General features: G+C 42.2%; 19 protein-coding genes. 16 read left to right on the forward strand and 3 right to left on the reverse strand.

The window, feature by feature from the left end; genetic code table 11:
- Positions 1 to 97 precede the first annotated feature (97 nt).
- The 5 genes from AAEY87_RS13535 (at position 98) to AAEY87_RS13555 (ending at position 4,579) form a co-directional block, all read left to right on the forward strand.
- On the forward strand, positions 98 to 505 hold the full coding sequence (locus tag AAEY87_RS13535; RefSeq protein ID WP_502945481.1) for a LytR/AlgR family response regulator transcription factor: 408 nt from the start codon (positions 98 to 100) through the stop codon (positions 503 to 505).
- A gap of 275 nt (positions 506 to 780) precedes the next feature.
- The gene (gene hemC / locus AAEY87_RS13540) at positions 781 to 1,800 is read left to right on the forward strand and encodes a hydroxymethylbilane synthase (RefSeq protein ID WP_350657546.1); all 1,020 of its coding nucleotides are present in this window, start codon (positions 781 to 783) and stop codon (positions 1,798 to 1,800) included.
- 136 nt (positions 1,801 to 1,936) lie between these two features.
- Complete coding sequence (locus AAEY87_RS13545; protein ID WP_350657547.1) at positions 1,937 to 2,881, forward strand: uroporphyrinogen-III synthase; 945 nt, start codon at positions 1,937 to 1,939, stop codon at positions 2,879 to 2,881.
- Positions 2,882 to 2,975: 94 nt separating this feature from the next.
- The gene (locus tag AAEY87_RS13550; RefSeq protein ID WP_350657548.1) at positions 2,976 to 4,016 is read left to right on the forward strand and encodes a hypothetical protein; all 1,041 of its coding nucleotides are present in this window, start codon (positions 2,976 to 2,978) and stop codon (positions 4,014 to 4,016) included.
- A 71-nt stretch (positions 4,017 to 4,087) separates the two neighbouring features.
- Positions 4,088 to 4,579, forward strand: a complete 492-nt coding sequence (locus AAEY87_RS13555; RefSeq protein WP_350657549.1) for an acyl-CoA thioesterase — start codon at positions 4,088 to 4,090, stop codon at positions 4,577 to 4,579.
- Between the two features lie 156 nt (positions 4,580 to 4,735).
- On the opposite strand, the gene ribBA is transcribed toward AAEY87_RS13555, so the two are convergent.
- On the reverse strand, positions 4,736 to 5,848 hold the full coding sequence (gene ribBA, locus AAEY87_RS13560; protein ID WP_068033744.1) for a bifunctional 3,4-dihydroxy-2-butanone-4-phosphate synthase/GTP cyclohydrolase II: 1,113 nt from the start codon (positions 5,846 to 5,848) through the stop codon (positions 4,736 to 4,738).
- Between the two features lie 282 nt (positions 5,849 to 6,130).
- Entirely contained in the window at positions 6,131 to 7,420 is a 1,290-nt protein-coding gene (locus AAEY87_RS13565; protein ID WP_350657550.1) for a replication-associated recombination protein A, read from the reverse strand.
- Between the two features lie 392 nt (positions 7,421 to 7,812).
- Here AAEY87_RS13565 and AAEY87_RS13570 point away from each other — a divergent pair, with 392 nt between their 5' ends.
- Both AAEY87_RS13570 and AAEY87_RS13575 read left to right on the forward strand, forming a co-directional pair.
- Positions 7,813 to 8,346 (forward strand): type IV secretion protein Rhs, encoded by a 534-nt coding sequence (locus tag AAEY87_RS13570; RefSeq protein WP_350657551.1) that lies wholly within the window; start codon positions 7,813 to 7,815, stop codon positions 8,344 to 8,346.
- 115 nt (positions 8,347 to 8,461) lie between these two features.
- Entirely contained in the window at positions 8,462 to 9,418 is a 957-nt protein-coding gene (locus AAEY87_RS13575; protein WP_350657552.1) for a hypothetical protein, read from the forward strand.
- Between the two features lie 148 nt (positions 9,419 to 9,566).
- On the opposite strand, the gene gltA is transcribed toward AAEY87_RS13575, so the two are convergent.
- A complete protein-coding gene (gltA, locus tag AAEY87_RS13580) occupies positions 9,567 to 10,847 on the reverse strand; it encodes a citrate synthase (RefSeq protein ID WP_068033753.1) in 1,281 nt (426 codons plus the stop codon).
- Positions 10,848 to 11,888: 1,041 nt separating this feature from the next.
- Between gltA and sdhC the strand changes: the two genes are divergently transcribed.
- From sdhC to sucD, 9 genes are all read left to right on the forward strand, one after another.
- On the forward strand, positions 11,889 to 12,275 hold the full coding sequence (sdhC, locus tag AAEY87_RS13585; RefSeq protein ID WP_082787118.1) for a succinate dehydrogenase, cytochrome b556 subunit: 387 nt from the start codon (positions 11,889 to 11,891) through the stop codon (positions 12,273 to 12,275).
- A 20-nt stretch (positions 12,276 to 12,295) separates the two neighbouring features.
- The gene (sdhD, locus tag AAEY87_RS13590) at positions 12,296 to 12,682 is read left to right on the forward strand and encodes a succinate dehydrogenase, hydrophobic membrane anchor protein (RefSeq protein ID WP_068038841.1); all 387 of its coding nucleotides are present in this window, start codon (positions 12,296 to 12,298) and stop codon (positions 12,680 to 12,682) included.
- 402 nt (positions 12,683 to 13,084) lie between these two features.
- Positions 13,085 to 14,935: a succinate dehydrogenase flavoprotein subunit gene (sdhA, locus tag AAEY87_RS13595; protein WP_068325418.1), complete on the forward strand. Its 1,851-nt coding sequence runs from the start codon at positions 13,085 to 13,087 to the stop codon at positions 14,933 to 14,935.
- Positions 14,936 to 15,114: 179 nt separating this feature from the next.
- Positions 15,115 to 15,825 (forward strand): succinate dehydrogenase iron-sulfur subunit, encoded by a 711-nt coding sequence (locus AAEY87_RS13600; protein ID WP_068033760.1) that lies wholly within the window; start codon positions 15,115 to 15,117, stop codon positions 15,823 to 15,825.
- 1,054 nt (positions 15,826 to 16,879) lie between these two features.
- On the forward strand, positions 16,880 to 19,765 hold the full coding sequence (locus tag AAEY87_RS13605; RefSeq protein WP_068033762.1) for a 2-oxoglutarate dehydrogenase E1 component: 2,886 nt from the start codon (positions 16,880 to 16,882) through the stop codon (positions 19,763 to 19,765).
- 184 nt (positions 19,766 to 19,949) lie between these two features.
- The gene (odhB, locus tag AAEY87_RS13610; protein WP_068033764.1) at positions 19,950 to 21,191 is read left to right on the forward strand and encodes a 2-oxoglutarate dehydrogenase complex dihydrolipoyllysine-residue succinyltransferase; all 1,242 of its coding nucleotides are present in this window, start codon (positions 19,950 to 19,952) and stop codon (positions 21,189 to 21,191) included.
- A gap of 264 nt (positions 21,192 to 21,455) precedes the next feature.
- On the forward strand, positions 21,456 to 22,907 hold the full coding sequence (gene lpdA / locus AAEY87_RS13615) for a dihydrolipoyl dehydrogenase (protein WP_350657553.1): 1,452 nt from the start codon (positions 21,456 to 21,458) through the stop codon (positions 22,905 to 22,907).
- A gap of 193 nt (positions 22,908 to 23,100) precedes the next feature.
- Positions 23,101 to 24,267 (forward strand): ADP-forming succinate--CoA ligase subunit beta, encoded by a 1,167-nt coding sequence (gene sucC / locus AAEY87_RS13620; RefSeq protein WP_068033767.1) that lies wholly within the window; start codon positions 23,101 to 23,103, stop codon positions 24,265 to 24,267.
- 154 nt (positions 24,268 to 24,421) lie between these two features.
- Entirely contained in the window at positions 24,422 to 25,297 is an 876-nt protein-coding gene (sucD, locus tag AAEY87_RS13625; protein ID WP_068033769.1) for a succinate--CoA ligase subunit alpha, read from the forward strand.
- Positions 25,298 to 25,594: the final 297 nt, after the last annotated feature.

The following is a 25,594-nucleotide window of genomic DNA, read 5'->3' on the forward strand; positions in this document are numbered from 1 at the left end:
AGTGATCCGAAACGTCAATTACGTCAGCTAAAACAATGGGTTAAAAAGGAACTGAACTAGTTATCTAGGACAGCCCCAAGATGAATTGTTAGAGGCGTTGAGTCAAGCAAAGAACCTGAATGCCGCACAATTGAATGAGATTCGTAAACTTGAAGACCCGACTGCTCGTCCTGTGCGTGAACATATTGCAGCGCGTACACATCGTGGCGTCGAGCTGATTAAACTCAAAGATATCTACTACTTTACTGCTGACCAAAAGTACGTCAAAGTCCGTCATAAAGAAGGCACAGTACTCATAGATGAGACTTTAAAAGAGCTTGAGCAAGAATTTGAGAGCCGACTGTTTCGGGTCCATCGTAATGCCATCATTAATCTAAGCTTTTTGGATTACTTAGAAACCATAGATTCTGGGCAATATCAAGTACGCTTTAAAGGTCTTGATGAGACTTTAGCGGTTAGTCGTCGACATCTACCAGCGCTACGAGAAAAGATTCAAAGTATGTAACCATGGTTCCTTATTGCCATTGGTTCTTATTATAGAAATGACTCAGAGATAGGTGTCTTCAACGACATATTCTAGAAGCTAACGCCTTTATAAATAGCTAGTAACAACCAAAATATCTCGACCATATCTTCGTACCCTTATTTATGCTTAAATAGGGGTATTTTTTTGCGTCAGATAAAAGTTTTTGCACCTATTAAAAGCTTGTAAATAATAAATTTTCTGACGCATCAAACATAGTATTAACAATATAGCACTTAATAATCTTGAGGCCTATCATGAGTACCACGCAGCCATCTGCTTTACATACCTTAAATATCGCCACACGTCAAAGCCCGCTTGCCTTATGGCAAGCAGAGCATATCCGTGATCGATTGCTGGAATTGTATCCAGAGATGACTATCAATTTACTAAAAATCATCACTAAAGGTGACAAGATTTTAGACACCCCACTAGCAAAAATAGGCGGTAAAGGCTTATTTGTTAAAGAGCTTGAGCAAGCATTATATGATGGGCAGGCAGATATTGCTGTGCATTCACTAAAAGATGTCCCTATGCAGTTGCCTGAAGGTTTAACACTTGGCGTTTATTGCAAACGTGCAGCGCCAACGGATGCATTTGTTTCTAATACTTATAATAGTATTGATGAATTACCACAAGGCGCGGTCGTTGGTACCGCAAGTTTACGCCGTCAATGTCAAATCAAAGCCTATCGTCCAGATCTACAAATCAAGACCTTGCGCGGTAACGTGGGTACACGTTTAGGCAAACTTGATGCAGGCGACTACGATGCCATTATTTTGGCAACCAGTGGCCTACAGCGCATCGAGCTTGATGAGCGTATTCGTGGTGAGTTAGCGATCGATACCTGCCTACCAGCTGTTGGTCAAGGGGCATTAGCAATTGAATGCCGTGAAGATGATGCAAATGTATTGGCACTGCTTGCCCCGCTTAACGATGATAAGGCGCGCATTCGCTTAATCGCTGAGCGTGCTTTAAATCGTCATTTAGAAGGTGGTTGCCAAGTTCCGATTGCTGCTTATGCGGTATTGCATGCTGATAACGTTAAAGAAATCACTACCGATTATGATAACGATGATAGCGGTCATAACTTATGGCTACGTGGCCGAGTCGGACAAGCAGATGGTAGTGAATTGCTAAAGGCTGAAAAGCGTATTGCATTGACTGGAACGCAAGCAGAGAAAGAAGCACAGGCCAATCAATTAGGTATCGATGTCGCCAAGATGCTACTGGCTGACGGTGCTGGTGCTATCTTGGCAGCAATTTACCATTCTTAATCATACTTAACCATAAATATCGACATAAACAATGAGTAGTATTTTACGCCGCTAATACAGATAACACTAAGTCGAATAGGTGTGCACTCGTAGTAGCGGTATCTCATTACACAACCTTTTGAGCAGTGGTAGGTCTATGTCTCGTGCATTGTTGTCTCAGTCAATTGGTGATTTATCATTACCGCCAGCAGTCGTCATCAATACTCGTCCGCTAGAGCGTGCAGCACCCTTAACAGAGCATTTGCAAGCTGCAGGTTTGACTGTGGTTGATATGCCGATGTTGACGCTACAGCCGCGCGCGGTAAATGATACAGATATCGAGTTGATGCGTGATTGGTTAGCAGGCAATTATGAAGCACTTGTTATCGTCAGTCCTACTGCGGCAGCGTCAGGATTGGCAGTATGGCAAGCTCTTGAAGAAGCAAACAAACCATATGATAATGGCGCATTGTCAGAGTCAAACATGCTTAGGACTAATAAAGCACCAAGTCATTTGATTGCAGTAGGTGAAGCGACAGCTTCTGTCTTACAAGACCCCCAATTGCCATTTAACTATCCAGTATTACAACCGACTATTGCCAATAACGAAGGTATGCTAGCCATGCCGGAGATTGAGCATCTACAAGCGGGCGATAAACTCCTGATTTGGCGTGGACTGGGTGGTCGACGATTATTGGTCGATACGCTAAAGGCGCGCGGGGTGCATATTGATAGTATTGCTTGGTATGAGCGTATTTTACCTACCGATGCAAGTACAAATTATAAGCAATGGCTTGAGCAGTTTATTAAGCAAAATACAGTACAATCGCAGCAGTCTAATCAGTCACAAGCATCTAAGCCTATCGTTGTCATCAGTAGTGGCACTGCATTTGAACACTGGTCAAGCGTAGTCCAGCAAACGCAGTCAGATTCAAATTTTGCTCTAGAACATACAGTGTTACCAGTATTATCAGATTTTAATTATGTCGTATTGGGTGAGCGCTTAGCTGATATGGTAGCAGCTGAGCAACTAAGCTATTGGCGAGTAGAAGACTTATCTCCTGCGACTATTTTGGCAGCGATTGTGCAGAATGTTCTTTAAGCAGAATTGTCTGTAAATAGAGAGTAAAACGACAAACCTACCTTATTTGCTCATTTTTAAGTGTCATTAAAACTACCAATAACGGTGCTGTCTTATGTCAACCGAATTTAAAACTTCTACAGCTGATACATTATCTGTAAATCAGCAGCGTCGGCAGGCGAATATCTTGTTATTACGTTTGCAATGGTTGTTTATCTTATTATTAGTCATTGCCTTAGTTTGGCTATATGTTGCTCAGCAACGTTTTCAAAACCAAATCAATGAACGTCTGCAAAGTAATGAGCATGTAGTCAGCCGTCTAAATGAGATGGACGACCGTTTATTTTCAATCAGTCAACAGAGCCTACCAGAGCCAAATACAGCCGTCAGTAATCAAGCTCAAAATCAGCTCAATTTATTGCGTATTCAAATGCAGGTAGCAGACAGACTACTCGCTGATAATAATTATAAGGCATCAATTGAATTGCTACGTGGTTTACTATGGCAACTGTCACAAGATAATAATGAGATATCGCCAGCGTTGACGATTGTCATTAAAGAAAGCTTGACCAAAGATATTGAGCGTTTACAAGCGCAAAGCTCACAGCCTAGTCCATGGCAATTACAAAACTTGGCCATTCAAAACATTCAAGGTTTTTTGCACAGTTACGATCGCAAAATTAGTCGTAATGATATTAGTTATCCTGATAGTAACCGCAATGATAATACAAAGACATCTTCTGATACTACTACTGGTTCAGCGCGTACGGCTACTAACAAAGTACATAATAATAGTGCTCCATTAAACCGTCAGCAGTTAACTATTCATGAAGTCATCATGACTCTGAATCTAGCTATTCAAGCCAGCAATATGCGTGAGCAAGATCAGCTGATTGTATGTTTAAGCCAAGCGCGTGAGCAGTTACAGACGTTGGTTAAAAACACTTCCAGTACTCAGAAAAATAATGCTAGTAAAACAGCACAGTCCTCTGCTACAGACACCGACCAAATTAATAAAGGTCAACAAAGTCCAACGGCTACGGAAGCGCCAGAGAACATCACAGAGGTAATTGTTTGGCTTGATAAACTGATTGTTGATGCGCCCAAGCCTAAGCCTTTATTGACTACTCAGATTTTGGATAAGCCTAAGCGTTAAGTTGTATTAGATTGATAGATGCTGGGGTGTTTTAGATACTGATATATTAAAAATACAGATTAAGGTGGTTTATGAACAACGCTAGTCATGAAATAAGATTAACAGCTGACATACCAGACGATAGCTATCCTGCTGAATTGGCAAATTATCCAGTAATACATACTCAGCCCATACATTGGGGTGAGATGGATGCCTTTAATCATTTAAATAATGTGGTGTTTTATCGTTATGCTGAGTCAGCGCGCATCGCTTATTTGCAGACCCTAGGTATGTTTGATGGCAGTATGGTCACTGTGCTGGCCCAGTCTAGCTGTCAATATTTACGTCCAGTCGTATACCCTGATACTCTATTACTGGGCGTGCGCTGTCAACGCTTGGGCACGACTAGTATCGTCATAGAATATAGTTATTATAGCTGTGCGCAGCAAGCCGTAGTCGCTACTGCTGAGGCAGTGATAGTACGACTAGAGAGTGATGGCAAAACTAAGTTGCCATGGACAATCGAGGAGCGTGCACGTTTGTTAGTGCTTGAACAAAAAGTAGCTCACACCCCTAAGTTATAATATGCGTCATTGAGCTGAAGCTAAACGATAAAAGAGTTAAATAATAAAAAGGCACGCTAATCTGATTAGCGTGCCTTTTTTGAATAATCTTTTTGAGCGATTTTTTAATTGTTTATCACAATGGTTTTAGCAAATTAACTTAAGCTAGTTAGTCGTTTAATCTTGCTTTGGTGCATGAATAAAATCGATGACATTTAGCTCAAAGCCTGATAGCGCATAGAACTTCATTGGCGATGATAAAAGGCGCATATCGCGTACACCGAGGTGGCGTAAAATCTGCGCGCCAACGCCAATACTGCGATAAGGCTGCTGGGCGATAGTTGAGAGCGACTGGTTTTCAGAGGCTTTATCTAACGCATCTCCCAAGTCGATTGGTTGATGGCTACCAATCCAAACCAAGACACCACGTTCTGAAGCACTGATTTCTTCTAGAGCTGATTGTACGCTCCAACCACTGCGCCCTGTGGTATCGTTTTTAGCCGCAAATAAATCACGTAATGGATGGAAGCCATGAACACGTACAGTACTAACGCCTTCGCTAACATCGCCTTTTACCAAGGCTATATGAGTCTCATCAGCACCAAACTCACGGAAACGATGCAGAGTGAAAGTACCATATTCAGTCTCAAACGGATGCGATTCAATCTCTTCTACCGTTTGCTCATTAGCGATGCGATAGTTGATAAGGTCAGCAATGGTGCCGATTTTGATATCGTGTTCTTTGGCGAATATCTCAAGGTCATCACGGCGCGCCATCGTACCATCAGCATTGATAATCTCTACAATAACGGCTGCAGGCTCAAGTCCTGCTAGGCGTGCCAAATCACAGCCAGCTTCGGTATGTCCAGCACGGTGTAATACGCCACCATTTTGTGCCATGATTGGGAAGATATGGCCAGGTTGGACGATGTCTTCAGGCTTTGCTGCTGATGAGACTGCTGCTTGGATAGTACGTGCACGATCTGCCGCAGAAATACCAGTAGTAACGCCTTCAGCAGCTTCGATAGAAACGGTAAAGTTGGTGCTGAATTTTGCTTCGTTACGATCTGACATCAGTGGCAATGCAAGCTGTTGGCAACGCGCTTGTGACAAGGTTAAGCATACCAAACCGCGGGCATGGGTAATCATAAAGTTAATGTCTTCAGGACGGACATGCGTGGCCGCCATGATGATATCACCTTCGTTTTCGCGATCTTCATCATCCATCAAAATGACCATTTTACCGGCGCGAATGTCTTCAATAATTTCAGGAATCGTATTTAAACTCATAAGAAGTCTCAATGATTTATTATTTATAGAAATGTAGGGGTATAAAATTTTATCAGCCTATTGTAGCAGATAGGCTAAAGGGCTGTAATTGTCGTTAGTTGTTGACAGTCATTGGTTAAGATTTAATGACCATCTAAACGGCATATTTTAAAGGTTTTTTTGCCATGGCGTACGGTTTCATCGTTAGACCAGAGTGTTTAATTAGTTAATTATTGCTATTTAGCGCTAGCCATTTAAATAAAATAATCTGAAGCATAACAAGGGATGTAACGAAAGCTTTCTTTAGTCATTACTTGCCGCTTGGCTTTTAAGCCAGTCCATAAACTGTTTACTATGTTGTTCGCGTTGGTTATCTGCAAACTCATAAAAACGTGTACCCACCAGATTATCAGGCAAATAAGTCTGCGGATAATAATGATTAGGGTAGTTGTGCGGATAAGCATAGCCTTTGCCATAACCTTGTTCACGCATAAGTTTAGTCACCCCATTACGGAGATGGAGCGGTACAGGTGAGGCGTCTTTTTCTGCCAGCGCCATCGCTGCATTAATAGCATTGTAAGTGCTATTACTTTTAGCACTGGTCGCCAGATAGACCACGACTTGGCCTAGGATAATTCGCGCTTCCGGCATACCGATTGATTGCACACTGCGTAAGGCAGCATCAGCAAGTAATAAGGCATTAGGATTGGCATTACCAATATCTTCACTGGCCAAAATGACTAAGCGCCGAGCAATAAAGTCAGCAGGCTCGCCACCAACTAGCATCCGCGCCATCCAATATAAAGCGGCATCAGGATCGGAGCCGCGTACGGACTTTATCAGCGCTGAGACAATATCGTAATGCTGCTCGCCATCTTTATCGTAACGCACTAATGCAGTTTGAGCGACTCGGCCAACCAGCTCATCATTAATAATAATCGGCGACTGCTTTGAATCAGCGGTTTGTACCGCAAGTTCTAGAAGGTTCAATGCTTTACGTGCATCGCCATGCGCTAACTGGCTAATAAAATCCTGTGCTTGCAAATCAATAGATAGTGATTTTAATACCGTATCTTCTGTAATAGCGCGCGTTAGTACTGCCGCGATTTGCTTTGGAATGAGCGGTTCTAAGCGATATACTTGACAGCGCGAGAGTAGGGCATTGTTGACACTAAATGAAGGGTTTTCTGTAGTGGCCCCAATCAAGGTAATATCACCGGATTCGACAGCGCCTAACAATGCATCTTGTTGTGCTTTATTAAAGCGATGAATCTCATCGATAAAAACCACTGGTGACTCAAAGCTTAATGAGTCCTTGCTATCTAACACCTCACGTAACTGCTTTACGCCAGTATTAAGTGCTGAGAGTGCATGAAAAGGTCGCCCAACTGCATCAGCTAATAGCATGGCAATAGTAGTTTTACCAATACCTGCCTCCCCCTGTAAGATAATCGAAGGCAGATGATTCTGTTCGACCAAGCGCCGTAGAGGTGCACCCTCCGCTAATAAGTGCGCTTGACCGATGATATCGTCAAGGGAGTCGGGGCGCATGCGCTGGGCAAGTGGCGTATCAGCATGAAAGTTAGGGGCCATAAGACTCTCTATGTTTTTGTATTGAACCTCATATAAATCGGCTACGGTAGCAACTGTGCTTACTGTACGATATGAGTTATCTATGCACAGCTCTTCTTTACATCACAAAATAGTAACCATGATAGTAATATCGAAATTATATGAAATCAGACAAATAATAATCTAAGTTAATTTTTTAGTAGTAATTATCAGTGACTTTTTAATAAATACTATTAAAAAGTCACTGATAATTAAAGCAAAGGTTAGGGCACTTTTGGCTCAAAAAAGCCGTACAAGTGTACAACTTATGTCCTTTGCACTTTTATTTCATGGTCATAGGCTTTATTTATAGCATATTAATCCATCTATTAGCTGACAGTGCTAAACATTAACCATGGAGATATTCATCGCCTATGACACATTCCGTAAAGCAGTTATTGAGTCAAAGCCTGCGTTTATCAAGTCGTTTTGCCAAGCAGTCACGTAAGCTTAGTGCAGGCGAGATCATGTTAGCGCGTTCAGTCTTTGGTGATGGTATCGATCTTGAGGCAGTGCGGTTAAAAACGGCCTGGTGGGTACTCAAAAATTACGCAGTCAGCCCTAATGGAAATATATATTTTCATCCGGAGGACTGGATAGCAGACTTTAGCAGCGCCACTCTTAGTAAGCAAAGCTGGCTAATTCATGAGCTTACTCACGTTTGGCAATTGCAGCAAGGTTTAAAAGTTATTCGCGGCGCCCTTGTTGATCGTCGCTATGATTATGACTTAGAGCTGGGTAAGCCATTCTTTAAATACGGTATTGAGCAGCAAGCACGCATGGTGCAGGATTATTTCATCCGCCATCAGCTTGGTCAAGATTGTCAAGATCTAGAAGCCTGTATTCCTTTTTTGACGGTAGGCTCTAACGCGGAGACTAAGCGTACTAATAAACCATTCACAGTTTAACCTTCAACTAAGGTCTCATAACCGCTATTATAAAATATAAGTAAATTAATATTAACCATAAGAATTAACAACAAATTCTATCTGCTATATTAGCTTTTAACAAAGGAATTGTGCCGTGATTTTTACTTTTTGGAACTCAAAGCTTGATGCTGTTCGATCAAAAAACACCATTCATAAGGTTACTACTGTTCATTTATGGCGAACACCTAATTTAATAGTAGCGATACTTGCAGGAACATTGATGCTGGCAGGTTGTCAGCAGCAGTCAGAAACTACGGAATCTGACAATGACAGTCAAACAAGCACACAAATTGATGCTGAAAATGCTAAGCCTGCGCCATTGAGTGATTCAGCTAAGGCGCGTATCGAGCAGTTTCAGCCTTTGTACGTCGCCCAGATGCAAGGTCTACAACGACGTTTGCAAGCAGAGTATGAGGCACTACAAGCAGCTGATGCTTCTGATAGCGAAAATGCCTTGTTGCTTGATAGTGCATCTGAGCCAGTCGATGATACGACTAATACTAATAGCCCCGATTCTACAGTTAGCGCCACTGCTGACCCTATAACCAATGATGCAGATATTGAAGCTACTAACGAGGTAGCTACGAATGATGCCGAAGTTGAGATAAATACTAGTACTGAAGTGGGGGAGCGTGATTTAGAGGTATTAAAGCGTATTAGCCTTGAGCCGCGTAGACCGGAAGTATTAACTGAAGATCAGGTTATCGAACGTTATCAACAGGCGATGCAAGCGCTTTATGAGCCAGCGACTACCGCGCTTAGTGCTCAAAATACAGACACTTTACTAAATATCGCTACTCTAGTGCCGCAGTTATTTGAACATGCAGAGATTGCTGAGAGAGTAAGTGTAAAGAGCCCCGCACTAGCACGCTTAATCATCCAGCATCAAGTATGGCAGCAGATAGAAGCTCAACAAGCGCTCGATATGCAGCAAATGAAATTAAAGCAACAGCAAGAATTTGAAGTTCTAATGACGAAGTTTAATGACACTATCAAAGACTATGATGAGCAAATCGCTAAATACGAGCAGACTTTACAAGAGTTTCAGTAACCGCTTCTGTAATCCTCTTGAATGGCTTCTTTTTTCAATACGTACTTTTCTGATAATTGCTTATAAGCGCTCAAACTATTCATTTAAACGACAATAAAAAATCCCGCACAATGGCGGGATTTTTTATTGTTTTAATATCTAATCAAACTTACTTACGGTCTTCAACTTTAACGAAATCGCGATGCGTTTCACCAGTATATAGCTGACGTGGACGACCAATTTTGAACGGTGCGCTATGCATCTCTAACCAATGGCTGATCCAACCAGAGGTACGAGCTAGCGAGAAAATAACGGTAAACATTGACGTTGGGATACCAATGGCTTTTAAGATAATGCCAGAGTAAAAGTCAACGTTTGGATATAGGTTACGCTCAACGAAGAACGGGTCTTCTAGAGCAATCTTTTCAAGTGCCATTGCAAGCTCAAGCTTAGGATCATTGATACCTAGGGCACCTAATACTTCGTCACAAGTCTCTTTCATGACTTGGGCACGTGGATCAAAGTTTTTATAGACACGGTGACCAAAGCCCATTAGCTTCACTTCACGGCTCTTCACTTTTTCCATAAATGCAGGTACGTTTTCAACTGAACCGATTTCATCAAGCATCTCAAGGACAGCTTCGTTCGCGCCGCCATGTGATGGGCCCCATAGCGCAGCAATACCAGCAGCGATACAAGCGTAAGGGTTAGCGCCAGTAGAACCAGCCAAACGTACCGTAGACGTTGAAGCGTTCTGCTCATGATCAGCATGTAAGGTAAAGATCTTGTCCATTGCTTTGGCAATTACAGGGTTTACTTTATAGTCAACGTCAGCAGGGGTTGCAAACATCATATATAAGAAGTTTTCTGCATAGTTAAAGTCGTTACGTGGATACATGAACGGTTCGCCTTGTGAGTATTTATAACTCATCGCAGCAAGCGTTGGCATTTTAGCAATCAAACGGATAGCAGTGATTTCACGATGATTCTCATCACTGATATCTAATTTATCATGGTAAAACGCTGATAAAGCACCAACGACACCAACCATAATTGCCATTGGATGCGCATCACGGCGGAAGCCTTCAAAGAACTTACGCAGTTGATCATGAACACCTGAATGCTTACGGATTTTTTCAAAAAAGTCTGCTTTTTGCTCAGCAGTAGGTAGATCACCATGAACAAGAGCATAAGCAACTTCTAAATACTCAGCATTGTTCGCTAACTGATCGATAGGATAGCCGCGATGTAATAACTCGCCTTTACCACCATCGATAAAAGTAATCTTTGACTCGACAGGAGCAGTAACTTTAAAACCGGGATCATAAGACCAATAACCAGATTCTTGTAAAGCGGCAACGTCGATAACCGGGCGCCCTAAAGTGCCTTTAATAATTGGAAGTTGGTATTCCTTACCATCTACTGTTAGGGTGGCGTTGTTATCAGCCATAATTTCATCTCCATTGGTTTTAGCTTGTTAGAGTAAAAGTACTAACGACACATAACTTCGTGTCGTCACATGAACAAATACGGATTCAACTAATTTCAGATTCTGGCTATGTTACCAGTAATTCGGCACAATTAGAAAAGACTTTTGACAGCCATTCCCCCAATTTACGTGGTTTCAGGGTATTTCTATCGGGTAATTTTTGTATCAAAATATGTCTGCTTGCTTATTTATAGTAAATTAAGTGTTTTTAGCAGAGTAACATGATGACTATTATCATGATATAAACTGACTCTTTTTAATTGTTTAGTTATACTAAATTTTATATTAATACGGTTGAAAACAGACAGTGCATACCTAGTAGAGTAAAACCATAAAAGCTACTATCAATAAAAGAGTAGTAGGTTTACGACAATTCTATTACAGATAATTGACTTTATGTTAAGACAGCCACGATATTCACTATTTAAGGGATAAATTTGTAATTGTTGGCTAGCCATTTTATAATGGCGTGATTTGACTGATGCTAACTTTGTTTTAGTAAATGCTCGCTAGCGTTTGTTGGTTCATTAAATGCTTAGTCGAATGCTTTTTGTTAAAGTTGGTATGTTAATTTGCAAGCATAACAATAGTTTATGACTTGAATGCTGTCGTTGTCTGTTCTATTTTTAGATTGACTATGATTCAGTTCATTTCAGAAAAGATGACCGAGTAGCGTTATCTTTTTTGCCTTAAAGAACTAATTAAAAATAGACCAGTTAACTGTACAGCCAACTATCATATTAATGGTAGATAAACAAAACAACAGATCGCTTCAATGACAGCATAGCCTTGTTATTCATTTATGTTTTATCGTCAGTGAATAACTAATAAGTGCTCACGATAATGAGTAGGTGCAGCATAAACAGTTAATTGTTAACCTCTTAATTAGCACAGTCAGCTAGCTCTTCCTTACTTTATTCGTCTCATGTGTTGCTGGATGTTTAGTAGGATCAATTCCTACTTAGCGTTGTTAGTAGATACAGGAGTATAACCGCAAAAAGGATGCCCGCTGTGAAAAGCAACCGACCTATTGATCTGCCTTTGAGCCAAGTGATTAGCGTTAATCGCTCACCGATTGCGATAGCTTCAATTTTACATCGTATATCTGGCATTATTCTATTTCTATTAATTCCTGTCATGCTTTGGTTATTACAGACCTCTTTGGCCTCGCCTGAGAGCTTTGAAACCGTGTTTGATAACGTCCTTATTCGCTTCTTAGCATGGATATTTGTTGCCGCAATTGCTTATCATTTTGTGATGGGTATGAAGCACTTATTTGCTGATATGGGCATGAATGAGGAGCTGAAATCTGGCCGTACTGCCTCTATGGTCAGTTTTGTGATTGCAGCGATTCTAATTGTCGCGTCATTTGTATGGGTGATGTTCTAATGATAAAAAATGATTCAGGAATCAAAAGCGCCACCGGTCTGACAGGTTCAGGCTCACGTGATTGGATTGTCCAGCGTATTAGTGCTGTCGTATTGGCAGTCTATAGTGTTGTATTACTGGGCTTCTTTTTGACACATGGTAATGTGACCTTTATTGAGTGGTCAGACTTTATGACCAGCTTACCAATGCGTCTATTCAGTTTAGTAGCTGTACTGGCGCTTGCTGGCCATGCTTGGGTCGGTATGTGGACAGTATTTACCGATTACATTACGTCTGGCAAGATGGGTGAAAGCGCTCCAAGACTACGTATGGTATTACAAACCTTAATGATTATCGCCATTTTAGTTTATCTATTCTGGGGTATTATGATTTTTTGGGGTAATGGCTTCGGTGTCGTTGCTGTTTAACTATTGAAGACATCTCGTTTTCAGACCCTACAATGACGGACTGCTCAGTCAGTTTTAATGGCCTCTAAAGTCTTTAAGAGCAGTCAGTCAGTAGCCATATTAGATTCATCATGTTGGATAGTGTGCACAAACATTGTCAGCTTAGCGCATTCATAATGGTAGGATGCACTATATAATGTATCAAGCGCCGATACGAAGGAAGCTTATTAAAAGCTACGTAGAGTCTCAAGCTTAATATAATGATGAATATGCAAATTTTAGTAAGTGGTTGAAGGTTGTCTCAAAGATATTAGCGCTTCTGTTGAGCTTATTCTATTGAACATATAAGGATACTCAAATAATTGAACGTGATGTCTGATAGACACTCCTTGTATTTACTTCACAAGCATTAGGAAAACCGTAATGGCAACAAGACAAGACAATACTATTAGCAATATTAAGACCCTGAACTACGACGCAGTCATCGTTGGCGGTGGCGGTTCAGGCATGCGTGCTTCACTACATTTGGCTGAAGCGGGCATGAAGGTTGCAGTGCTTACCAAAGTATTCCCAACGCGTTCGCATACTGTTGCGGCACAGGGCGGTATCGGTGCAAGCTTAGGTAATATGAGCAATGATAACTGGCACTTTCACTTTTATGACACCGTTAAAGGGTCAGATTGGTTAGGTGACCAAGACGCTATTGAATATATGTGCCGTGAAGCGCCAAAAGTTGTTTATGAGCTTGAGCACATGGGCATGCCGTTCGATCGTAACGAAGATGGTACGATTTATCAGCGTCCATTTGGCGGTCATACGTCAAACTATGGCGAAAAAGCCGTTCAACGTGCTTGCGCTGCAGCTGACCGTACAGGTCATGCATTACTACATACGCTATATCAGAAAAACCTAGAGCAAGGCACTGAGTTTTTTATTGAGTGGATTGCTCTTGATTTGATCAAAGATGAAGCTGGCAACATCAACGGTGTTGTAGCGCTTGAGCAAGAAACAGGTACGGTTGCGGTATTCCAGTCACCAATCACTGTCCTAGCGACAGGTGGTGCTGGTCGTATCTTTGCTGCCTCTACCAACGCTTATATCAATACTGGCGACGGTATTGGCATGGCAGTCCGGGCAGGTATTCCATTACAAGATATGGAATTCTGGCAGTTCCACCCAACGGGTGTTCATGGTGCAGGCGTACTATTGACCGAAGGTTGCCGCGGTGAAGGGGCTATCTTACGTAATAAAGACGGCGAAGCCTTTATGGAGCGTTATGCGCCAACCGTGAAAGACTTAGCACCTCGTGATCTAGTATCGCGCTCTATGGACCAAGAGATTAAAGAAGGTCGTGGTTGTGGTCCTAATGCGGATCATATCGTAATGGATATGACCCATTTGGGTGTTGAAACCATCATGAAGCGCTTACCATCAGTATTTGAGATTGGTAAAAACTTCGCGAACGTTGATATCACTAAAGAGCCAATTCCCGTTATCCCAACCATTCACTATATGATGGGCGGTATTCCGACTACTATTCATGGTCAAGTCATTGTACCGGATTTAGAAGCGGGTACTGACGAAGACGGCCTATATGCAAAAGGCAACGTGGTTAAAGGTCTCTATGCTATCGGTGAATGTGCTTGCGTTAGTGTTCACGGTGCCAACCGTTTAGGTACTAACTCACTGCTTGATTTATTGGTTTTTGGTCGCGCAGCAGGTAAACATATCGTTGATGAATATCATCATGCTGATCATAACTACAAGCCGCTTGATCCTCATGTATTAGATTTCACGGTACGTCGTTTGGATAAATTGCAGCAGTCTACAGAAGGCTACAATGCGCAAGACGTAGCGGATGAGATTCGTGCGACTATGCAAACGCATGCGAGCGTCTTCCGTACGCAAGCGATGATGGATGAAGGCGTTGAAAAGATTTTAGCGTTAGGTGAAAAGATTGATCAAATTCATTTGGGTGATAAATCACAAGTGTTTAATACTGCCCGTATTGAAGCATTCGAAGTTGCCAATCTATATGAAGTAGCGAAAGCGACGATGATATCAGCAGCTAAGCGTCACGAAAGCCGCGGTGCTCATAGTGTATCCGATTATGATCGTCCAGAAGACGATGACTATGCACCAAATGGCCGTAATGATCACGATTGGATGAAGCATACCTTATGGTATTCTGAAGATAACCGTATCATTTATAAGCCAGTTCGCAAAGTTCCATTGACTGTCGATTATGTTGAGCCAAAAGTTCGCGTTTATTAATTCTGTATTACACGCTGTTTGTGTATGAATAGGATTAACGTTTTATCCCTTATTAATTTATTAAAAAGGTGACCGCCAGCTACAAGCTTATGCCAGTGCTATGATTCAGATTAAACATTAGCGCTGGCATGTTGCAACCTTTGTATGCCCGCCATCACCTACGTGTGGAGTTTAGCATTATGAGCCGAGGTACTCGCACCATCGAAATCTATCGCTACGATCCTGATCAGGACGCAGCGCCACGCATGCAAACTTATACGATTGAGCTACTAGACTCAGATCGTATGTTGCTTGACGTATTATTACGCCTAAAAAAGGAAGATGAGACCATTACCTTCCGTCGCTCATGCCGTGAAGGCATCTGTGGCTCTGACGGCGTAAATATCAATGGTAAAAACGGCCTAGCATGTTTGATCAACATGAATACGTTGCCTGAAAAAGTGACCGTTCGCCCATTACCAGGTTTGCCAGTGGTTCGTGATTTGGTTGTTGATATGAACCAATTTTACGAGCAGTATGAAAAAGTACATCCGTACTTAATCAATGAGCAGCCAGCGCCACCAACTGAGCGTTTACAGTCACCTGAACAGCGTGAAAAGATGAATGGTCTTTATGAATGCATCTTATGTGCTTGTTGTTCAACCAGCTGCCCATCATTTTGGTGGAACCCTGATAAGTTCTTAGGTCCAGCAGCACTACTTAACGCTAACCGTTTTGTAGTTGATAGCCGTGATACAGATACGCAAGCGCGTTTGGCTCGTTTGGACGATCCGTTCAGCCTATTCCGCTGTCGTGGCATCATGAACTGTGTATCAGTTTGTCCAAAAGGTCTAAATCCAACTAAAGCAATCGGTAATCTACGTAATATGTTGCTTGACCAAGCCGGTTAAATAAGTCGATTAACAACAACTTTGTTCAAGTACCCAATACTAAAACACCGTCTGAATATCAGGCGGTGTTTTTAATTGCTTATTACTTTTAGAGTAGATAATAAAAGTGATGATTGAGCTTTTGGCAGTCATGCAACTTATCTGTAACCAATATCTTGTTCAATGTAAGTCTATGCGTACAGTGCGTTGGTAGCGTGTAAGAGTTCGGAGCTTAGCATCTGTTTACCTGTACAATTTACCTCTATAAGCAAAGCATTTGTAAACTAGTCTGGTGTTAACTTCGCTTGCTGTAGAATGTTACTGTTTTTCAACGATACTATTTTTAAAATAAAGCCAGTATATGACAACTTGTGATAAATATTCGGCTCTAAAAATGCTATCATAGTCACTGTAAGTGTTATTCAAAATCAGACCTATCGCAATGCGTTCATTATGGGCGAAGGTTATTATTTCACTCTCAACAAGTGGATAATTTTTGCTGAATGATAATTAATATTTATTACGTAAATACATAGTATTGAACAAACAAACTATGTCAGGTAATTGATGCATGTTACCCTATATAGCAGTGTATGCTTGGCGTAAAAGCAGGTGATAATGTTTAGTAGTGGGTATTTTCGGCAGTAGTTAACTGAGATAAACCAATAAATACTCAGATTATTATCAATAAAATTAGATTAATAATGCGCAGTAAAATTTCGTTTGATTAATCTAATGGTTATAGATGAAACCATTATATATAAATTAAATTTGTGAAACGAGGCAAGAAACAAGACCGAACGTTCACAGATATTTGTAATAGTGGTATCACGGTAATAATGAGGGTTAAAGTTACTTGTTGCTATCTATTCCAGACAATTATAAAAAGTAAATTTTGGGCTTGATATTGTAGTTGGTCATACATATCTACCCCCTCAAGTAATAGCGTGTAAAAGCGCTCCTTGATAAACAGTACTTAACGATATATGCCAGTTTTTCTAAAAGCCTAGCATATGACAGATTACACAACAATAAGCACAATTCCATTCATTTATCTATCAAATAGACGATTATTATGAATAGTATAACTAAAGAAGCAGCCGGTGTAGAACATACTGAACTTGCCGCTGACAATGCCCATTATATCGAATCTCTTTATGAGCAGTTTTTAAGCGATCCGAGTAGTGTCGATAACGATTGGCAAGATTATTTTAAACAATACCAATCTCCTAACGATGCCAAGCACAACGAGATTAAAGATCAGTTCTTACTGCTTGCACGAAATCAAACCGCTAATAAAGGTGGCGCTGCCCCTGATAGCTCAACTACGAGCACATCAGCAGACTGTGCTGATCCTAAACAGATGGGTGTTCAGCAGCTGATTTCAGCGTATCGCCGCCGTGGTCATCGCCGTGCGCAGCTTGATCCTTTAGGTTTGCACCCGCGTGCTGAAGTAGAGGATTTAACCCTCGCTTATCATGGCTTATCAGAAGCTGATCTTGATACTATATATCCTACCAGCGATATTAGTATTAGCAAATCAGAAGCGCCATTGCGTGAGATCATTGAAATCATGGAACGCGTCTACTGCCGTTATATTGGCGTAGAGTACATGCATGTTACCACCAGTACTGAAAAACGCTGGATGGAAAAATATCTTGAGACCAACTTAGGTTACATCAAATTCGATAAAGAAAAGCGCTTATCTATTCTTGAGCGTTTGACGGCGGCTGAAGGTTTAGAGAAATATTTAGCGCGTAAATATACGGGTGTAAAGCGTTTCGGCTTAGAAGGTGGCGAGAGCTTTATTCCTGCTGTTAATGAAATCATTCAACGTGCTGGCAGTTATGGTACTAAAGAGATGGTTATCGGCATGGCACACCGTGGACGTCTTAACTTATTAGTGAACGTTCTAGGCAAAAACCCAGCTGATCTATTTGATGAGTTTGATGGTAAAGTGCAGCCAGAAAAAGGTTCAGGCGACGTAAAATATCATAATGGTTATTCATCCAACGTGATGACACCAGGTGGTGAGGCGCATTTAGCGTTGGCCTTTAACCCATCGCATCTTGAAATCGTAGCCCCAGTATTGCAAGGTTCTGTCCGCGCGCGTCAAGTACGTCGTAATGATCAAGCCCGTCATAACAACAAAGATGGCAACTCAGTATTGCCAATCGTTGTTCATGGTGATGCCGCATTCGCAGGTCAGGGCGTCGTGCAAGAGACTTTCCAGATGTCACAAACGCGTGCTTATACCACGGGTGGCACACTACATATCGTTATCAATAACCAAGTTGGTTTCACTACCAGTCGCCAAGAAGATTTGCGCTCGACAGAGTATTGTACCGATGTGGCAAAAATGGTGCACGCACCTATCTTACACGTGAATGGTGATGATCCTGAGTCAGTAATCTTTGCCGCTCAGCTCGCACTTGATTACCGTCATGAGTTTGACAAAGATATCATTATTGATCTCTTCTGCTATCGCCGTAACGGTCATAATGAAGCCGATGAGCCGTCAGCGACTCAGCCACTGATGTATGCGGTTATCAAGAAGCTACCAACGACTCGTGCTATTTATGCGCAGCAGCTTATTAAAGATGGTGTCATTAGCGACGAAGAAGCTACAAACTATGAAGATGCGTACCGTGAGTCACTAGATCGTGGCGATTATGTGGTGAACTCTTTAGTTAGTGATCCTGATGAAGCGCTATTTGTAGATTGGAAACCTTATCTAGGTCATGATTTGGTTGACGACTGGGATACCAGTGTCGATATAGAAAAGCTAAAACAATATGGTCGCCGTATGGCTGAGATGCCAGAAGGCTACAAACTGCAACGCCAAGTTCAAAAAGTCGTTGACCAACGTTTAGCCATGCAAACTGGTGAAGAGCCTCTTAACTGGGGTGCGGCAGAAACGCTTGCTTATGCTTCACTTGTCGATAATGATGAAGTGTTAGTACGTATCACCGGTGAAGACGTGGGTCGCGGTACTTTCTCACATCGTCATAGTGAAATATATAACGTCAATGACGGTAGTATGTATGTGCCACTAGCCCATATTAGTGAAAAACAAGCTCGCTTTGCGACTTACAACTCATTGCTATCAGAGGAAGCAGTATTGGCCTTTGAATATGGCTATGCGACGACCGTTCCAGATGCATTGGTCGTTTGGGAAGCACAGTTTGGTGATTTCGTTAACGGTGCGCAGGTAGTCATTGACCAGTTTATCTCTAGTGGTGAGACTAAGTGGCAGCGTGTTTGTGGTTTAACGATGCTATTACCGCATGGCTTTGAAGGTCAAGGTCCTGAGCATTCTTCAGCGCGTCTTGAACGCTTTTTACAGTTATGTGCTGAAGACAATATGCAGGTCATTACGCCAACTACGCCAGCGCAAATATATCACGCGCTCCGTCGTCAAGCGGTACGTCCAATTCGTAAGCCGCTAATCGTCATGTCACCAAAGAGCTTACTACGTCATAAGCTTGCGACTTCACAGCTTGAAGAGCTTGCCAATGGTAAGTTTGAAACGGTATTGCCAGAGATCGATCAGCAAAATGCCGATCAGGTCACACGTTTAGTATTGTGTGGTGGTAAGGTTTATTATGACTTACTTGAGCAGCGTCGTGCTTTAGGGTTAGATCATGTGGCCATCGTGCGTATTGAGCAGCTCTATCCACTTCCAGAAGAACGCTTGATTGCTGAAATAGAAAAATATAGCAATTTAAAAGAAATTGTCTGGACGCAAGAAGAGCCGTTGAACCAAGGCGCTTGGTATTACTTGGCACCGCATATGTTCCGTATCGTCGTACCACATCCGACTAAAGCGAAAGTTATGGAGCCAGTAGCGCGTCCTGCTAGTGCAGCACCAGCAACAGGCTCACCAAAATTGCATGCTCAGCAGCAACAAGCATTAATCGCTGGTGGTCTTGGCATTAGTGTCGATGAGTTGGCCGAATAAAAGCTATCAGTATAAGATAAATCAATCAGGCGATAGCAGTTAGGACTCATTACGTTATTAGATCATCAATAAGTAAGCTATTTATAAGGGTGTATCATTATCCATGACACACCCTTAAATGAGCACTAACTGTCTATCACGACTTAATAATAAATAGTAATATCCAAATCTAAGGAGTATATCGATGGCTGAAATTAAAGCCCCCGTTTTTCCAGAATCGGTTGCCGATGGCACAATCGTTGAATGGCACGTCACTGAAGGCCAACAAGTTAACCGTGATGACCTTTTAGCAGAAATCGAAACTGATAAAGTAGTACTAGAAGTCGTCGCGCCTGATAATGGCGTTGTGACCAAAATCGTTAAGCAAGTTGACGATACTGTACTATCTGACGAGCTTATCGGTGAGTTCGAAGCCGGTGCTAGCGCTGGTACAGCCCCAGCCGTAGATCCAGACCAACCTGCTGCGCCTGTGCAAGAAAAACAAGCAACTGATGGCGGCGAGCCAGTACAAGCGACTGATAAAAAAGGTGGCGCTGAAGCCGATCATAAAGATCAAAGCCCAGCAGTACGCAAAGCGGCCAAAGAGAGTGGCGTAGATCCTAAAAACGTCGAAGGCAGTGGTCGCGGAGGTCGTGTTACTAAGACTGATATGGCAAGCCCAACGCTAAAAGCTGACAGCTCTATCAAATCTGATAGCGGTCGTCCTGTAGCTGAGTCAACAGGTGAGCGTACTGAAAAACGTGTGCCAATGACTCGTCTACGTAAGCGTGTCGCTGAGCGTCTATTATCAGCGTCGCAAGATACTGCGATGCTAACCACGTTTAATGAAGTCAACATGAAGCCGTTGATGGACTTGCGTACTAAGTATAAAGATAAGTTTGAAAAGCGTCATGGTGTACGTCTAGGCTTTATGTCTTTATTCGTACGTGCAGCTACCGAAGCGCTAAAACGTTTCCCAGCAGTGAACGCCTCATTAGATGGCGACGATATCGTTTATCATGGTTTTTATGATATCGGTGTTGCTGTATCATCAGATCGCGGTTTAGTTGTCCCTGTATTGCGTGATACCGATCGCATGAGCATGGCGGATGTTGAGAGCAAAATCCGTGAGCTTGGCGGTAAAGCACAAGAAGGCAAATTAGGTTTAGATGAGATGACTGGTGGTACATTCACTATCTCAAACGGTGGTGTATTTGGCTCACTCATGTCAACGCCTATCTTGAACCCACCACAAACTGCTATCTTAGGTATGCATGCTATTAACGATCGCCCAATGGCAGTCGATGGTAAAGTTGAAATCCTACCGATGATGTATCTTGCGCTTTCTTATGATCACCGTATGATCGATGGTAAAGAAGCGGTACAGTTCTTAGTCACTATCAAAGAATTGGTCGAAGACCCATCATTGCTCCTACTAGACTTATAAGCTTCTAAGCTTGTATTGGCAATCGCTGATACAAGCTTTTTGCTTTGGTGCGAAAGATTATAGATGCATTTTTATAAATGCTTTGCAGTCTTTAATATCCGGTTTTTAGTAATATGGATAAGCGCTATATGACACACGATGCTGAATTAGTGTATTAACTATCTATTTATCGCGTGATGTATGGCTCTTTTTTATTAAATCGTATAATGATTGCACCTATAAACAGAACTAAAATCAAAACCAAAATTAGAAAAGGAACGGACTATGAAAGACAATTATGATTTAGTCGTCATTGGCGGCGGTCCTGGTGGTTACGAAGCAGCTATCCGTGCAGGACAGTTGGGTATGAGCGTTGCTTGTATCGAAAAACGCGTTTATAAAGGCGAGCCTGCTCTTGGCGGTACTTGCTTAAACGTCGGTTGTATCCCATCAAAAGCGCTACTTGACAGCTCGCATCGCTATGAAGCTACTAAGCATGATCTTGATGAGCATGGTATTAGCACCGGCGACGTATCTATCGATATCGAAAAAATGATAGAACGTAAAGAAGGCATCGTTAAGCAATTGACTGGCGGTGTTGCAGCATTATTAAAAGGTAACGGCGTTGACTGGTTACAAGGCTGGGGCACGTTAGTTGACGGCAAAGGCAGCGATAAAAAAGTTAAGTTTGTCGCTCTTGAAGACGAAGCAGAAAGCACTATTACTGCTAAGAATGTGATTCTAGCGGCAGGTTCTGTGCCTATTGATATCCCAGTTGCCAAAACTGACGGTGATCGTATCGTTGATTCTACTGGCGCGCTTGATTTCACTGAAGTGCCTAAGCGTTTAGGCGTTATTGGTGCAGGTGTAATCGGTCTTGAGCTTGGTTCTGTATGGCGTCGTTTGGGTTCAGAAGTTGTCGTATACGAAGCACTACCTGAATTTTTAGCAGCTGCTGATAAAGACATCGCTAAAGAATCGCGTAAGATGTTGAAGAAGCAAGGCCTTGATATCCGTGTTGATACCAAAGTAACCAATGCTGAAGTACAAGGTGACGAAGTTGTAGTTACCAGTGAAAACAAAGGCGAATCAAGCGAGGAGCGCTTTGATAAGCTAATCGTCTGTGTTGGTCGCCGTGCTTATTCTGAAAAACTACTTGGTGAAGACAGTGGTGTTACTTTGACTGAACGTGGCCTTATTGACGTAAATGATCAATGTAAAACCAATCTCGATGGCGTATACGCAATCGGTGACTTAGTCCGTGGTCCTATGCTTGCGCATAAAGCAATGGAAGAGGGCATGATGGCGGTGGAGCGTATCCATGGCGAAAAAGCTCAGGTCAACTATGACACTATCATCAACGTTATCTACACGCATCCAGAAATCGCCTGGGTTGGTTTGACTGAACAAGAAGCGACTGAAGCGGGTTATGAAGTCAAAACTGGTTCATTTAACCTAGCTGCTAACGGCCGTGCGCTTGCGCAAAGTGAAGCGCAAGGCTCTATCAAAGTCGTTGCTGATGCGAAGACAGATCGCCTGCTAGGTATGCATGCTATCTCAGCTGGTGCTGGTGATATCGTCCATCAAGGTATGATTGCGATGGAATTTGTCTCTAGTATTGAAGACTTACAGTTAATGACATTCGCGCATCCAACGATTTCAGAAGCAGTGCATGAAGCTGCTCTATCTGCAGATGGCCGTGCTATTCACGCCATTCAGCGTAAAAAACGTAAGTAGCTTTTGAAATTAAGATATTCAAAATTAAGATAATCAAAGTTAAGACAATTTAAGTAAATATCAAGTTTAACCGGATGGCGCGACCGCATTCATTATTGAGATAGCGGTCGTGACCATCATAAGTGCTCAGATATATTTTTCTAAGCACTTATTTTCACTTTTTATTAATTGTAAAAAATAAAGGATACAATCAATGAATTTACATGAGTATCAAGCAAAAGAGCTACTAAAAAGCTATGGTTTGCCAATTCAAGAAGGCATCATTGCCTATAGTGGCGAAGAAGCTGCTGCCGCTTTTGACAAGACGCCAACTGATATCGCTGTTATTAAAGCACAGGTACATGCAGGTGGCCGTGGTAAAGCTGGTGGTGTTAAGCTGGTTAAGACTCGTGAAGAAGCTAAGCAAGTCACTGATGAGCTTATCGGTACCAATCTAGTGACGTTCCAAACTGACGCAGATGGTCAACCAGTCAACTTCGTATTGGTTGCAGAAGATATGTATCCAGTACAAACTGAGCTATATCTTGGTGCTGTCGTCGACCGTTCTACTCGTCGCGTAACCTTCATGGCATCAACCGAAGGTGGTGTTGATATCGAAGAAGTGGCTAACGAGACGCCAGAAAAAATCTTTAAAGTGAGCGTAGATCCATTAGTAGGTCTCATGCCTTACCAAGCACGTGATGTAGCATTCAAGTTAGGTCTTGAAGGCAAGCAGATCAATCAGTTTGTAAAAATCATGACTGGTGCTTATCAAGCATTTATCGAAAACGACTTTGCCTTACTTGAAGTCAACCCGCTAGCAGTTCGTGAAAACGGCGAGATCGTTTGTGTTGATGGCAAAATCGGTATTGACTCAAACGCTTTATATCGCTTGCCAAAAATCGCAGCACTACAAGATAAGACGCAAGAAAATGAGCGTGAGCTAAAAGCCGCTGAGTTTGACCTAAACTATGTTGCCCTAGAAGGCAATATCGGTTGTATGGTAAACGGTGCCGGTCTTGCAATGGCTACGATGGACATCATCAAATTGTATGGCGGCAAGCCTGCTAACTTCTTAGACGTTGGCGGCGGGGCAACTAAAGATCGCGTTGTTGAAGCGTTCAAAATTATTCTAGAAGACAGCAGTGTTGAAGGCGTTCTAATCAACATCTTTGGCGGTATCGTACGTTGTGACATGATTGCAGAAGCTATTATCGCTGCGGTCAAAGAAGTTGACGTAAAAGTACCTGTTGTTGTACGCCTAGAAGGTAACAACGCTGAATTAGGCTTACAGATCTTAGAAGAGTCTGGTCTAAAACTGACTTCAGCCCAAGGCCTAGCAGACGCTGCTCAAAAAATTGTCGACGCTGTTCAAGCATAATGTATTTAAAGCACAGTTCTTTAAACATAAGCGCTTAAACATAGTAGTCAAAGCGTAGTAGCAGTTGGATAGTGTGAGCATAGCTCGTTAACATTTAACGATATATAAGCTAGCAAACTGCTATTACAAGACAACCGAATACAAGGAAAAAATAATGAGTGTATTAATTGATAAAGATACCAAAGTATTGGTACAAGGCTTCACTGGTAAAAATGGTACGTTCCACTCTGAACAAGCCATCGAATACGGTACTAAAGTCGTCGGCGGCGTAACGCCAGGTAAAGGCGGTCAAACGCACCTAGGCCTACCAGTATTTAACACTATGCGCGAAGCGATGGAAGCAACTCAAGCTGACGCCTCAGTTATCTACGTACCAGCGCCATTCGTACTAGATTCTATCGTTGAAGCAGTAGATGCAGGCGTGAAGCTGATCGTTGTGATCACTGAAGGCGTACCAACGATCGATATGCTAAAAGCCAAGCGTTATATTGAAGAAGCAGACGGCGTACGTATGGTTGGTCCTAACTGCCCAGGCGTTATCACTCCAGGTCAGTGCAAAATCGGTATCATGCCAGGTCATATCCATCTGCCAGGTAAAGTAGGTATCATTTCACGCTCTGGTACGCTAACTTATGAAGCGGTTGCGCAGACCACTAAGCTTGGTTTTGGTCAATCAACTTGTATCGGTATCGGTGGTGATCCTATCCCTGGTATGAACCAGATTGACGCACTAAAACTGTTCCAAGATGATCCACAAACCGAAGCTATCATCCTAATCGGTGAAATCGGTGGTACTGCTGAAGAAGAAGCAGCTGCTTATATTAAAGAGCATGTGACTAAGCCAGTCGTTGGTTATATCGCTGGTGTCACTGCTCCAGAAGGCAAGCGTATGGGTCATGCTGGCGCTATCATCTCTGGTGGTCAAGGTACTGCTGAAGAGAAATTCAAAGCCTTTGAAGATGCAGGCATCGCGTATACTCGTGACCCAGCTAAAATCGGTGATAAGTTAAAAGAAGTTACTGGTTGGTAGGGTAATGCAGACCTAGTTCTAATATATAGGCGTAAAGTATGAATAGAAGAAACACTCCTAAATTGGGGTGTTTTTTTTGGTTGGAGAAAGTGTGCTTAGTACATCTTAAACTAACTTTAGAAAAAGCCCATCCAAATACCGTATTACATATATTGTTATGATAAATTGGATAGAATATCTATTAAGACCGATAATCAGTATTTACATTCTATAAATAAGATAGGGGCTGTCCTAGATAACTAGTTCAGTTCCTTTTTAACCCATTGTTTTAGCTGACGTAATTGACGTTTCGGATCA

Source organism: Psychrobacter sp. S1-30-MNA-CIBAN-0213 (genome assembly GCF_040309845.1).
In the GTDB taxonomy this organism is placed as follows: Bacteria; Pseudomonadota; Gammaproteobacteria; order Pseudomonadales; family Moraxellaceae; genus Psychrobacter.

What these genes read in the sequence shown, in the direction of transcription:
- AAEY87_RS13550 (WP_350657548.1), top strand. Translation starts at nt 2,976, where the DNA reads ATGTCAACCGAATTTAAAACTTCTACAGCTGATACATTATCTGTAAAT.
- AAEY87_RS13570 (WP_350657551.1), top strand. Translation starts at nt 7,813, where the DNA reads ATGACACATTCCGTAAAGCAGTTATTGAGTCAAAGCCTGCGTTTATCA.
- AAEY87_RS13605 (WP_068033762.1), top strand. Translation starts at nt 16,880, where the DNA reads ATGAATAGTATAACTAAAGAAGCAGCCGGTGTAGAACATACTGAACTT.
- ribBA (WP_068033744.1), bottom strand. Translation starts at nt 5,848, where the DNA reads ATGAGTTTAAATACGATTCCTGAAATTATTGAAGACATTCGCGCCGGT.
- lpdA (WP_350657553.1), top strand. Translation starts at nt 21,456, where the DNA reads ATGAAAGACAATTATGATTTAGTCGTCATTGGCGGCGGTCCTGGTGGT.
- sucD (WP_068033769.1), top strand. Translation starts at nt 24,422, where the DNA reads ATGAGTGTATTAATTGATAAAGATACCAAAGTATTGGTACAAGGCTTC.
- AAEY87_RS13600 (WP_068033760.1), top strand. Translation starts at nt 15,115, where the DNA reads ATGAGCCGAGGTACTCGCACCATCGAAATCTATCGCTACGATCCTGAT.
- odhB (WP_068033764.1), top strand. Translation starts at nt 19,950, where the DNA reads ATGGCTGAAATTAAAGCCCCCGTTTTTCCAGAATCGGTTGCCGATGGC.
- AAEY87_RS13545 (WP_350657547.1), top strand. Translation starts at nt 1,937, where the DNA reads ATGTCTCGTGCATTGTTGTCTCAGTCAATTGGTGATTTATCATTACCG.
- sucC (WP_068033767.1), top strand. Translation starts at nt 23,101, where the DNA reads ATGAATTTACATGAGTATCAAGCAAAAGAGCTACTAAAAAGCTATGGT.
- sdhC (WP_082787118.1), top strand. Translation starts at nt 11,889, where the DNA reads ATGCCCGCTGTGAAAAGCAACCGACCTATTGATCTGCCTTTGAGCCAA.
- AAEY87_RS13565 (WP_350657550.1), bottom strand. Translation starts at nt 7,420, where the DNA reads ATGGCCCCTAACTTTCATGCTGATACGCCACTTGCCCAGCGCATGCGC.
- hemC (WP_350657546.1), top strand. Translation starts at nt 781, where the DNA reads ATGAGTACCACGCAGCCATCTGCTTTACATACCTTAAATATCGCCACA.
- gltA (WP_068033753.1), bottom strand. Translation starts at nt 10,847, where the DNA reads ATGGCTGATAACAACGCCACCCTAACAGTAGATGGTAAGGAATACCAA.
- sdhA (WP_068325418.1), top strand. Translation starts at nt 13,085, where the DNA reads ATGGCAACAAGACAAGACAATACTATTAGCAATATTAAGACCCTGAAC.
- AAEY87_RS13555 (WP_350657549.1), top strand. Translation starts at nt 4,088, where the DNA reads ATGAACAACGCTAGTCATGAAATAAGATTAACAGCTGACATACCAGAC.